At 32.8% G+C, this 12,028-nt stretch carries 11 protein-coding genes; 9 read left to right on the top strand and 2 right to left on the bottom strand.

From position 1 onward, the window contains the following. Positions 1–33: 33 nt before the first annotated feature. Positions 34–975: a nucleoside hydrolase gene (locus LQ622_RS07130; protein WP_239763444.1), complete on the bottom strand. Its 942-nt coding sequence runs from the start codon at positions 973–975 to the stop codon at positions 34–36. Positions 976–1,150: 175 nt separating this feature from the next. On the opposite strand from LQ622_RS07130, the gene adcA reads away from it, so the two are divergent. Beyond that, the gene (adcA, locus tag LQ622_RS07125) at positions 1,151–2,743 is read left to right on the top strand and encodes a zinc ABC transporter substrate-binding lipoprotein AdcA (protein ID WP_159315847.1); all 1,593 of its coding nucleotides are present in this window, start codon (positions 1,151–1,153) and stop codon (positions 2,741–2,743) included. Positions 2,744–2,830: 87 nt separating this feature from the next. Continuing rightward, positions 2,831–3,562, top strand: coding sequence for a class I SAM-dependent DNA methyltransferase (locus LQ622_RS07120; RefSeq protein ID WP_239763446.1), 732 nt, complete (start codon positions 2,831–2,833; stop codon positions 3,560–3,562). Between the two features lie 104 nt (positions 3,563–3,666). Here the strand turns inward: LQ622_RS07120 and LQ622_RS07115 are convergent, their stop codons facing one another. Then, on the bottom strand, positions 3,667–4,590 hold the full coding sequence (locus LQ622_RS07115) for an ABC transporter substrate-binding protein (protein WP_159315845.1): 924 nt from the start codon (positions 4,588–4,590) through the stop codon (positions 3,667–3,669). A gap of 157 nt (positions 4,591–4,747) precedes the next feature. On the opposite strand from LQ622_RS07115, the gene LQ622_RS07110 reads away from it, so the two are divergent. The 7 genes from LQ622_RS07110 (at position 4,748) to celB (ending at position 11,990) form a co-directional block, all read left to right on the top strand. Further along, positions 4,748–5,662, top strand: coding sequence for a DUF7916 family protein (locus tag LQ622_RS07110; RefSeq protein ID WP_204255822.1), 915 nt, complete (start codon positions 4,748–4,750; stop codon positions 5,660–5,662). Between the two features lie 306 nt (positions 5,663–5,968). Then, positions 5,969–7,399, top strand: coding sequence for a 6-phospho-beta-glucosidase (locus LQ622_RS07105; protein WP_204189427.1), 1,431 nt, complete (start codon positions 5,969–5,971; stop codon positions 7,397–7,399). An 18-nt stretch (positions 7,400–7,417) separates the two neighbouring features. Continuing rightward, entirely contained in the window at positions 7,418–7,735 is a 318-nt protein-coding gene (locus tag LQ622_RS07100; RefSeq protein ID WP_103361768.1) for a PTS cellobiose transporter subunit IIB, read from the top strand. A 35-nt stretch (positions 7,736–7,770) separates the two neighbouring features. After that, positions 7,771–9,759: a BglG family transcription antiterminator gene (locus tag LQ622_RS07095; RefSeq protein WP_239763448.1), complete on the top strand. Its 1,989-nt coding sequence runs from the start codon at positions 7,771–7,773 to the stop codon at positions 9,757–9,759. 13 nt (positions 9,760–9,772) lie between these two features. Next, positions 9,773–10,096 (top strand): PTS cellobiose transporter subunit IIA, encoded by a 324-nt coding sequence (locus LQ622_RS07090; protein WP_037589328.1) that lies wholly within the window; start codon positions 9,773–9,775, stop codon positions 10,094–10,096. A 13-nt stretch (positions 10,097–10,109) separates the two neighbouring features. Continuing rightward, positions 10,110–10,613 (top strand): hypothetical protein, encoded by a 504-nt coding sequence (locus tag LQ622_RS07085; RefSeq protein WP_103361770.1) that lies wholly within the window; start codon positions 10,110–10,112, stop codon positions 10,611–10,613. 21 nt (positions 10,614–10,634) lie between these two features. Further along, a complete protein-coding gene (gene celB, locus LQ622_RS07080) occupies positions 10,635–11,990 on the top strand; it encodes a PTS cellobiose transporter subunit IIC (RefSeq protein WP_037589326.1) in 1,356 nt (451 codons plus the stop codon). Positions 11,991–12,028: the final 38 nt, after the last annotated feature.

The following is a 12,028-nucleotide window of genomic DNA, read 5'->3' as shown; positions in this document are numbered from 1 at the left end:
TGAGTTAGTATTGATATCCTAGCCTTTTATTTTTTATTCATAACTTTTTAATGCTTTTTCCATGATGTCCCATGCTAAGTCTACGTTCACTTCTGTAGCGAAATAAGCGTTAGGTTCTTGTTTATAAGTATTATGCAAATCTACAGACATTGTGCCATATGTGAGGTCGCTTTGATGTTCAATTTGGATAAATGTTTTTTGTAACGTGAATATTTCAGGATGCAGCAAATAGAGAATTGTACAAGCATCATGAATAGGACCACCATCCATATCGAATTGTGATTTATATGTAGATTTAAAGAACTTTAAGAGCTCAACTACGAAATGAGAAATTGGATTATTGATTTGATGAAATCTTTCAATTACAGCATCATCTGCTAATAATTGATGCGTCACATCTAATCCGAATACTACAACTGGGATGCCACTTTCAAATACTTTTTTCGCTGCTTCTGCATCAACCCAAATATTAAACTCCGAAGTTGGGGTCCAATTTCCAAACGTTCCACCCCCCATAATGACGATTTCTTCTATATTATGAGCGATTTTAGGTTCTTGGATAAGTGCCATCGCAACATTTGTTAACGGTCCTGTTGCTACGAGTGTTATAGGTTCGTTACTATTTAAGACTTCTTCAATTATGACATTTACACCATGCTGGTTTGTAGGCTTTAAGTTTGGAACTTTTGGTAATTCAGGACCATCTAAGCCACTTTCACCATGAATACTTTCAGCAAATGCAGCTTTCTTAATTAAAGGTCTGTCCGCACCGACTGAAACAGGAATGTCGCCTCTATTCATAATATCTAATACGTTTAAAGCGTTTGTTGTATTCTTATCTACTGATTGATTCCCCGCAACTGTTGTCACTGCTAAGATATTTAATGGACTAGATTGAGCACCAGCCAATATTAATGCGATAGCATCGTCGTGCCCAGGATCACAATCCATGATGATTTTTCTATTTTGTAACATTTAAACACGTCCTCTTAATTAATGTATGTCTTGATGTCATTATACTAAAGCGTTTTCAACTAAACAAAATAAACAGACTATAAAAAATTATTCTAAATAAGGTCTTGTTTTTTAACAAATATACGTATATAATTTTAAATCGTAAACGTTACTATTTGTATAAGGAGTGTACGAGATGAAAAAATGGATTGGGGTACTAACAGTTGTTTTTGCAATTTGTATGGTATTAGCTGGCTGTAATCAAACAGATAGCAAAAATAATGATTCTGATAAATTAAAGATTAAGACGACAGTTTACCCATTGAAATCTTTTATAGAACAAATTGGCGGTAAGCATGTAGAAGTAGAATCAATTTATCCTGCAGGAACAGATTTACATAGTTATGAACCAACGCAAAAAGATATTTTAAACGCGAGTAAAGCAGATTTATTTGTTTATACAGGAGATGATTTAGATCCAGTAGCAAAGAAAATTGCCTCAACTATTAAAAAAGATGATAAAAAATTATCACTTCAAAATAGTATGGATCAATCAGAACTTTTAACAGATCAACATGAACATGGTCACGAGCACGGGGAAGATCATGATGACGAAGATGAACATCATGAACATGGAGAAGACCATGAAGAGCATGAACACGAACATGAACATCATCACCACGGTGGATTTGATCCTCATGTATGGTTAGATCCTAAAATCGACCAAGAAATGATCAAAGGAATTAAAGATGAATTAATTAAGAAAGACCCAGACCATAAAGCAGATTATGAGAAAAATTATAAAAAATTAAATAATGAATTATCGGATATCGATCAATCATTAAAAGATGCTACTAAAGGTCATGAAGGCCATACAGTATTTATCTCTCATGAATCTTTAGGTTACTTAGCAAATCGTTATGGATTTGTTCAAAAAGGTGTTCAAAGTATGAATGCTGAAGATCCATCACAAAAAGAATTAACTGAAATTGTTAAAGAAATTAAAGATACAGATGCGAAATACATCTTATATGAAAGCAATATTTCATCAAAAATTACAGACACAATTCGTAAAGAAACAGATGCTAAGCCATTAACGTTTAATAATATGGAATCTTTAACGAAAGAACAATTAAAAGAAAAAGACCTTTCATATCAGTCATTAATGAAAGAAAATATTAAAAATATCGAAAAATCATTAAACGACAAGATTACAACAAAAGATGATAAGAAAGCTGCATCACATGATAAAGCAATTGAAAAAGGGTATTTCAAAGATTCACAAGTAAAAGACCGTAAACTATCTGATTATGAAGGTGACTGGCAATCAGTATATCCATATTTAAAAGATGGCACACTTGATGAAGTCTTCGAACATAAAGCTGAAGAAGATGGCAAAATGTCTGAAAAAGAATATAAAGCTTATTATGATAAAGGCTATAAAACAGATGTCGAAAACATCAAAATCGATGGCAATAAAATCAGTTTTACTAAAGAAGGCAAAACAACAACTGGAGAATATGAGTACGATGGCTATGATATCTTAAAATATGAAAAAGGTAATAGAGGCGTAAGATACACATTTAAATTAAAAGGTGAATCAAACGATAACTTACCGAAATATGTACAATTTAGCGATCACAATATTTATCCTAAAAAAGCTGCACATTTCCATATATTCACGGGCAATGATAAAGATAAAGTCTTAAAAGAATTAGATAACTGGCCAACTTATTATCCAGCTAAATTATCTAAAGACGAAGTTAAAGAAGAAATGTTAGCACATTAAAGTAAAGAACCTGAGACCACGGTGGTCTCAGGTTCTTTTTTATATAAATGATTGCTATACTAAATTTAATAAAAGGGAGATGTTAAAATGACAAATATTTATGATCAAGATGATTTCTTTGAAGGCTATAAACAAAAAAGAAATCATGCATTAAGTTATAATGAAGTCGTTGAAATGCCTGAGATGAAGCGGTTAATGCCAGATTTAAATGGCAAAACAGTACTTGATATTGGCTGTGGTATGGGGCATTTAATTGCGCATATGTTGAAATTACATCCTAAACATATTACAGGAATAGATGAGTCACTCAATATGATTAACGCAAGTCGCGAAAAATTTAATACTAACAATGTCACGTTATATCATGAATCATTTATGGGTTTTGAGACGAATGAAACGTATGATGTAATCGTATCTTCTCTTGTGTTTCATTATATTGAAGATTTTAAGAGATGCACCGATAAGTTGAATCAGCTATTAAATAATGGTGGCACGTTACTCTTTACAATGGAACATCCTATACAAACAGCCACTAAAGAACCCGAAGTTGCACTAGAAGATGACAAAGGTATATTTTTACGAATGGAACATTATTTTGATGAGTCATCTCGTTCAGCAAATTGGCTAGGTGCGGATGTTTATAAATATCATCATACAATTGAGACAATCTTCAATAATTTAATAGAAAATGACTTTGAAATTCAATGTGTAAAAGACCTCGGGCAGTCTGAGGAAGTATTTAAAATGTATGATCAAGCACGTATCAATAAGTTGAAACAATTCCCGCCATTTCTATTAGTAAAAGCAAAGAAAAAGTAGAAGAGTAAAAGAGCTTCAATAAGTTAATATTTATAAAAAGACACACGTATAATTGAAAAGTTTTCAACTTTATACGTGTGCTTAACATGTTGATCAGTATAATTTTATTTCATTTCTTTTAGTTGTTTTAAAATGATTTCTCTTTGTTTTTCTAGAGAAATTGGATCATTATATTGCGTTTGTTGTAAATCTAATTCGATAACATGGTTGTTTTTAACTGCATCAAGGTTTTTCCAGTTAGTTGTTTGTGTGAATTGTGGTGTTTCTCCCATTGTTGCTAGGATAATATAATCACCTGTATAATCAGAAAGTTCTTCTTCAGATGGTGTTGCCATATAAGCATTCTTTGTTTCTTTTTCTAATTTTTCAGGTTGTGTCATTCCGTATCCACCATAAACAATTTCTGTACCACGTCCATAGTTTTTACCGAAAGCTGTTAAACCTTTTGGTGTTGATTGTAGGACTGTAATAGTTTTCCCGTCTACTTTATCACCTAAAGATTTTTTATCTTTTTCAAGTTTTTCTTCCCAATCTTTTATCCATTTTTCTGCTTTGTCTTGTTCATTTACAATTTCCCCGAGTTCTTTAGTAGCAGCTTTGTAGTCTGATTTCATAGCATCCATTTGGACAGTTGGTGCAATTTTTTTGAGTTTATTAATGTTTTTATCTTCTTTAGTAGTAATGATTAAATCCGGCTTTGTTTTAGCAATATCTTCAACATTATTTTGACCTAACATTTTTGCACCTTTAGTAGCATCAGATAAAGTTTTATTTTGTTTCACAAAATCGATGACGCCAACAGGTTTATGGCCAAATTCAACTAATGCACCTATGTATGTCGGATGTAATACGACAATTCTTTTCGGATCTTTAGGTATTTTGATTTTTTCACCATCATCTTGTTTAAATACTTTAGTATCAGATGAAGAATCCGATTTTGTTTCTGACGACTTTTCTTTAGTATCTGAGCTATTACAAGCTGCCAAGAAAAATAATAAGCATAAGCAAAAAACTAATAATCTTTTCATAAATTAAACCCTCCAAAAATATGATAATGATAATCAATATCATTTAAATTATAGCAATCAACATTAATTATTCAATACTTTATTTTTAAATTAATTTGACTTTGTTATTTTTTAAATATATCTTTGGTTTGTGTTAGTAAAAGAAGGGGTGAATATTTTGGTTAAACGATTAATTAGTGCAAATACGTCTGATATTTTGAGCTTTACATCAGAGGAATTGAAGCAAAGTATTAAGGCGAGTGAAGGTAGAACGGTACTTAGTGAGAATGTTGTCGTACATACGCCTGCTTTAGTTCAAGATATTACAAATGCGGAAATGGCCACTGCTTTTGGAGCGGATATGATTTTACTGAATGCTTTAGATGTCAATGAACCAGAAATTAAAGGTCTATACCATGAAGCTTATCAAGGGACTGGCAATGCTGTTCAAGACTTAAAGAAACTTGTCGGTAGACCTATTGGCGTAAATTTAGAACCAGTTGATGATCAAGCGAATATGGCAGAAGTGAAACTGGATATTTCTGCAGGTAGAAAAGCAACTAAAGAAACTTTTATACAAGCTGAAAAATTAGGTTTTGATTTTGTATGTTTAACTGGGAATCCAGCAACTGGTGTTACAAACAATCATATTTTAGAAGCGATTAAAGTAGGGAAATCTCATTTTAATGGGCTGATTATTGCTGGTAAGATGCACGGTTCAGGTGTAGATGAGCCTGTCGTTAATTTAGAAGCGATAACGAATTTTGTAGAAGCTGGAGCAGATATTATATTAGTGCCGGCAGTAGGAACAGTTTGGGGTGTCAGTGAAGAAGAAGTGAGAGAAGCTGTTCAAGTTGCACATAAACAGGGCGCACTAGTGATGAGTGCGATCGGTACATCACAAGAAGGTTCGGATGAGGCGACAATTAGAGAAATAGCTATCAAAAATAAAACATTAGGCGTAGATATTCAACATATAGGTGATGCAGGATATGGTGGATTAGCACCAGTTGAGAATATATATGCATTAAGTAAAGCCATTAGAGGACAACGCCATACAGTATCTAGAATAGCAAGATCAATCAATAGATAAATAAGAATGAAGAGAGGATGAGACAGTGTAGGCTGTCTCATCCTCTCTTCATATTTGTTTGGAAAGTTAGTATCGGTCCAGAAACGGGAAATATGGACCGATAAATAAAAATATCGACCCGAAAACCTCACCTCATTTTAATCTGCTGCCCAAATTACCACAATAAATCATCCAAAACTGCATAAAATCTACCTATTATAAAAGACTTCCGTAATACTACGGAACTTTTCGATATGCTATTCGTTTATGAAAACGTTTACAATAAAATTGTATTAAGAAATGTTTGATTAAAGGAGGAAGGATACAATGTCAAAACTACCAGAGGATTTTTTATGGGGAGGTGCTGTTGCGGCGCATCAACTTGAAGGTGCTTGGCAAGAAGATGGTAAAGGAATCAGTGTTGCAGATGTTATGACTGCAGCTTCTCACGGGAAACATCGAGAAATTACAGATGGCGTTATTGAAGGTAAATATTATCCAAACCATGAAGCGATTGATTTTTATCATCGATATAAAGAAGATATTCAATTATTTAGTGAAATGGGCTTTAAATGTTTCAGAACTTCGATCGCATGGTCAAGAATTTTTCCGAATGGTGATGATCAAGAACCTAATGAACAAGGTTTAGCATTCTATGATGACTTGTTTGATGAGTGTTTGAAGTATGGGATTGAACCTGTTGTAACATTGTCTCACTTTGAATTACCTTATCACCTTGTAACTGAGTATGGTGGCTTCCGAAATAGGAAAGTGATTGATTTCTTCGTTCGATTTGCAACAGTTTGTTTTGAAAGATATAAAGACAAAGTTAAATATTGGATGACGTTCAATGAGATTAATAACCAATCTAACTTTGATGAAGATTTTGCGCCATTTACGAACTCAGGCGTGAAATATCAACCTGGTGAAAATCGTGAACAAATTATGTATCAAGCAGCACATTATGAATTGGTTGCGAGCGCTCAAGCAACAAAAATTGGTCATGACATTAATCCAGACTTTGAAATAGGATGTATGATAGCAATGTGTCCGGTATATCCAGCAACTTGTAATCCGAAAGATATCTTAATGGCTCAAAAAGCGATGCAAAAGAGATATTACTTTACGGATGTCCATGTTCATGGTGCATATCCAGGATATATGACACAGTATTTCAAAGATAAATCGTTCAATTTAGATATTACAGATCAAGATATTGAAGATTTGAAACAGGGCACAGTTGATTACATTGGCTTTAGTTATTACATGTCATTCGCAATTTCACATGAAAAATCTAACGATAAATATGATTATGTTGAAACACGTGATTTAGTAAAAAATGACTATGTACAAGCTTCAGATTGGGGATGGCAAATTGATCCTGAAGGCTTAAGGTATGCGATGAACTGGTTTACAGATATGTATCATTTACCATTGTTTATTGTTGAAAATGGCTTCGGCGCTATTGATGAACTTGGTGAAGACGGCATTGTCCATGATGATTATAGAATTGAATATTTAAAAACTCACATCGAACAATTTATTAAAGCTGTCGATGAAGATGGTGTCGATTTAATGGGATATACACCATGGGGTTGTATAGATTTAGTATCTGCCGGAACTGGCGAAATGAAAAAGAGATACGGCTTTATTTATGTAGATAAAGATAACGAAGGTCATGGTACCTTAGACCGTTCTAAAAAAGATTCATTCTATTGGTACAAAAAAGTTATTGCAAGTAATGGAGAACAATTATAACATTTGGAGGTTTTTATTATGAAAAAAGCGTTAATTATATGTGCAGCAGGTATGTCATCATCACTAATGGCTAAAAAAACAACGAGTTATTTACAAGAACAAGGACATGACATTGAAGTTGATGCCGTTTCAGCAAATGAAGGCGGAAAAATGATTGAAAAACAATCTTTCGATTTATATTTAGTGAGTCCACAAACTAAAATGTATTTTAAAAAATTAAAAGAAGCTGGCGATAGAGTTAATAAACCAGTTGTGAATATCCCACCACAAGCATATGTTCCGATTCCAATGGGCATTGAAAAATTGGCGAGTGTAATTTTGCAAGACATAGAATAATCAGTATAATATTCTCTATGAAATGAGGGAAGCTTATGCTTAGTCAAAGAGAAATAGATATACTCAGTTATTTATCACAGCGACGTAATGAATTTGTCAAAAGCTCAGAAATTGCAACGATCTTGCAACTCTCAGATAGAACGATTCGAAAATATATCAAAACCCTTAAACCTGAAATTGAAAAAAATGGAGCAACTTTAATTGCTAAACAAGGGTATGGTTATCAACTCAAAATCAATTTAATGATTGAATTTGAAAATTTTTTAAAAAGATATTTGAGCACTAAATCTGTGAATCAAGAAAGTATTAATGATTCAAAAGATAGACAATATTATATTTTGAATTTATTACTTTTTAATAAGACAGCTATTACGATTGAGCAATTAAGCGAACAATTATTTATCTCGAGATCCACAATATCTCACGATATCGCAAATATAAAAAAGATGATTGCGCAATATGATTTAGAACTTGTAAGCAAACAGCAACATGGTATCGGAATTGATGGAGATGAACGAGATAAACGCCATTTTATCATGGATTATTTCTTAGGAAATAGTTTCTTTCATTCTATTAATAAATATTTTCAAGATACGCCACTTTTGCAGCAAATTAATATGGAAGAGTTGGCAATTATTGTTGTAGATGAAACGAGAGAATCTAAAGTATATTTATCAGATTATATACTCCAAAATCTTGTACTACATTTAGGACTGATGATAAGAAGACTGTTAGATGGGCATTGTTTAAAAACAATTGCTTCAAATGAAGAGGTATTAACAGAAAATGAATTGTCAGTCGCGAGAAAAATTTTAAACCGTGTTGAACGTATTTATCAAATATCGTTTCCAGAAGAAGAAGCGAAGTATATTAGTTTGCATATTATGAGCAAAGGTTCAAAACAACAAGAAAGCGATGAAGAGAGTGATTTATCTCATCGCGTATCTCAAATATTAGGAATAATAGAAGCGGATTTTGGATTTCCAATGTCGTCAGACAGTCAATTATTGTATGGACTAGTGACTCACTTACAGCCGTTGATTAAACGAATTCGCAATAATATTCACTTGGAAAATCCAATTTTGAATGACATTAAATCACAAAATGAAGCTTCACTTACGATGACTAAAAATTATTTTGGTGAATTAGAAGAGTTAAAAGACCAAGATGTCAGTGAAGGAGAATGGGCGTATTTAACATTACATTTACTTGCAGCTATTGAAAAATATTACCAAAGAGAAAAGTTAAATGTCCTCGTTATTTGTGCAACGGGTTATGGTAGTGCACAGATGTTAAAGGTTCGAGTAGAAAGAGAATTTTGTATACAGATGAATATCATTGATGTGATTAGCTACTATGAAATAACAGACGAAAAATTAGAAAATATTGATTTGATTATTTCATCTATTGATTTATCAACCATCGTATTTAAAGTGCCTGTCATACAAGTGAATGTATTACTCAATGATCAAGATATTAAGAAAATTAATACATTTATTCATCATCATGATTCAAAATTTTCATATAACCATGTGTTAGAAGAGAATATGGCACTTGAACAATATAGTTCTTTCTTTAGTCAATATTGCAGTGAACATGCATTTAATTATATTGAAGAACCAATCACTAAACATCAGCTGTATCAGCTTTTGATCAAGCAATTAAGTATTAAAGAAGAACCGTGTTTTGAAGAGAAGTTGAAACGACAACTTCGGTATAGAGAAGAGTTGAGTACAGTTGTATTCAGTGATGAAGTAGCTGTTCCACATACAGCACAACCAGTTGGAGATTATTCAAGTATAGCGGTAGCACTTGTGCCTGGCGGGGTGTATTGGAACGAACAGTTTCCGAATATTAAGCTAATCATTATGTTATCACCTTCAAAATATAACGACAATGAGCTCAAAACGATCATCGATATTATCGTGAACCTCATAGATTCAGATGACAAAATTTCTGAACTGATGAATTGTAAGGATTATAACAGCTTTAAAAATTATATGATTGGTCAATATCACAAGTAAAGGGAGTTAGTCTATGGAACAAGAAGAAATTCAAGTTGTTGCTTTTGAAATTATTTTACATAGTGGTACAGCGCGTACAAATATACATGATGCTTTTAAAAAGATGCGTGAAAACAACTATGAAGAAGCGGAACAACTATTAGATGAAGCAAACCAAGAGATAACGTTAGCGCATCAATCTCAAACGGATTTACTACAAAAATATGCATCAGGTGAGTCTATTAATATGGAAATTATTATGGTTCATGCACAAGATCATCTCATGACAACGATGACGTTAAAAGAAGTCGCAATTGAGATGTTGCATTTGTATCAAAAAGTAAATGATGCAGTATAAATGAGGGATAAAAATGGATCAAGAAACGAAAAATAAAATTGAAAAAAATAGAAGAGAAACAAGTCTCAAAGCTATGTATTTTAATCGATTTTTATTAGTGAGATATATGTCTGCTTTGTTCTTCTTTTCTAATTTATATTGGTTTTTTACACTTGTGATGAGTCGCTCTTTAGCATTGATACTGCCACTTGTGTTGATGATTGTGATTTTGATCAGTGTTGCAGAACAAGTCAGAATGTATGGTAATCATTCGAATCAAGCGAAGTATACTTATTACTGCTTTTTAAGTATAAGCACAATCAATCTATTGCTTATACCCATTATATTATTCACACCTTTATTCCAATATTTATATCCATTTATTGTGGATCAATCAGCGTCTCGACTTTTCGTAGTTGGCATACTGGTATGTGGCTTATGCATCAGCGGATTCATCTTATTTAGATTACACAATATTCGACACGATAAAGATTGGCATTATAAACGACTACAAAGATTTGAAAATGCAATGAACTAATCAAAGAAAAGGGGTCTTGAAATGGGATCAGAAAACAAAGTTTTTGCTTTTTTAGAGAAGTATTTAATGGGTCCAATGGGGAAAATTGCTTCATTTAGAATTGTAAGAGCGATTATGGCAGCTGGTATGGCGTGTATACCTTTTACAATTGTAGGATCAATGTTTTTAGTGTTAAACGTTATTCCACAGACTTTTACGTTTTTAGAAGGATTTTGGAATAGTACATTTTTAAAAATTGGTGATTTGTACATGTTAGCCAATAAAGCAACGATGGGGATACTAGCCTTGTATTTCTGTTTAGTCATTGGTTATGAATATACTAAAATTTATGCAGAGGAAGAAGACTTAGATGTTAACCCACTTAACGGTGCATTATTATCTATGTTTGCTTACTTTATGGCCATTCCACAATTAGTAATGGATGATGGTAAAATGGTCTTAGTTAATATCATGAAAAAAGATGTCAATATTTTTAATGGTTGGGAAATGTCTGGTGATGGTGTCAGTAGGCTAGGTACGACCGGGATATTCACTGCAATTATCATGTCTATCATAGCCGTTCAATTATATAGACTGTGTGTAAAACGTCAATGGATTATAAAAATGCCAGAAGCGGTACCAGAAGGGGTTTCAAGATCATTTACAGCATTAATTCCAGCATTCTTAGTTGCTTTCGTTATACTGGCATTTACAGGAATATTAGTAGCTTTTGATACGGATATTTTCAAAATTATTGCTGTGCCATTTGGATTTGTTGTTAACTTAACAAGTAGTTGGATTGGTATACTCGTGATTTACTTCTTAATTCATGCACTTTGGATTGTAGGTATACATGGCGCAAATATTATCAGTGCTTTTATTACACCAATTGTTTTATCAAACATGCAATTAAATATTGAAGGGGCAAATATTCCATTTGCTGGTGAATTCCAGAACTCATTCGTTGTTATGGGTGGATCAGGTGCGACATTAGGACTATGTGTGTTTATCGCATTTTTAGCAAAATCAGAGCAACTACGTGTATTAGGAAAAGCATCATTAGCACCAGGATTATTTAACATTAATGAACCACTTGTATTTGGATTACCAATTGTTTATAACCCATTCTTAGCCATTCCATTTTTCCTAGCACCAATGGTATCAGCTTCAATAGGGTATTGGACAATTAAATTAGAACTCGTGAAACCAATTATTGCACAAGTACCATGGCCATCACCAATTGGATTTGGGGCATTTATTGGAACAGCAGGAAGTCTTATGGCAGTACTTGTTTCATTAATTTGTGGATTTGTAGCATTCTTAATCTGGTTCCCATTTATTAAGATATATGATAAAAAATTAGTAGAACAAGAAAAAGGAAACGACGCATTAATATAGAAGTTTGAGATGTAGAGGCAACGCTATGGTGGCGTTGC

Source organism: Mammaliicoccus sp. N-M50 (assembly GCF_022386995.1).
In the GTDB taxonomy this organism is placed as follows: domain Bacteria; phylum Bacillota; class Bacilli; order Staphylococcales; family Staphylococcaceae; genus Mammaliicoccus; species Mammaliicoccus sciuri_A.
This window is presented reverse-complemented; position numbering and strand designations above follow the sequence as displayed.

Excerpts from the sequence above, each read along its gene's own strand:
- LQ622_RS07130 (WP_239763444.1), bottom strand. The coding sequence starts at position 975 with ATGTTACAAAATAGAAAAATCATCATGGATTGTGATCCTGGGCACGAC.
- adcA (WP_159315847.1), top strand. The coding sequence starts at position 1,151 with ATGAAAAAATGGATTGGGGTACTAACAGTTGTTTTTGCAATTTGTATG.
- LQ622_RS07120 (WP_239763446.1), top strand. The coding sequence starts at position 2,831 with ATGACAAATATTTATGATCAAGATGATTTCTTTGAAGGCTATAAACAA.
- LQ622_RS07115 (WP_159315845.1), bottom strand. The coding sequence starts at position 4,590 with ATGAAAAGATTATTAGTTTTTTGCTTATGCTTATTATTTTTCTTGGCA.
- LQ622_RS07105 (WP_204189427.1), top strand. The coding sequence starts at position 5,969 with ATGTCAAAACTACCAGAGGATTTTTTATGGGGAGGTGCTGTTGCGGCG.
- LQ622_RS07100 (WP_103361768.1), top strand. The coding sequence starts at position 7,418 with ATGAAAAAAGCGTTAATTATATGTGCAGCAGGTATGTCATCATCACTA.
- LQ622_RS07095 (WP_239763448.1), top strand. The coding sequence starts at position 7,771 with ATGCTTAGTCAAAGAGAAATAGATATACTCAGTTATTTATCACAGCGA.
- LQ622_RS07090 (WP_037589328.1), top strand. The coding sequence starts at position 9,773 with ATGGAACAAGAAGAAATTCAAGTTGTTGCTTTTGAAATTATTTTACAT.
- LQ622_RS07085 (WP_103361770.1), top strand. The coding sequence starts at position 10,110 with ATGGATCAAGAAACGAAAAATAAAATTGAAAAAAATAGAAGAGAAACA.
- celB (WP_037589326.1), top strand. The coding sequence starts at position 10,635 with ATGGGATCAGAAAACAAAGTTTTTGCTTTTTTAGAGAAGTATTTAATG.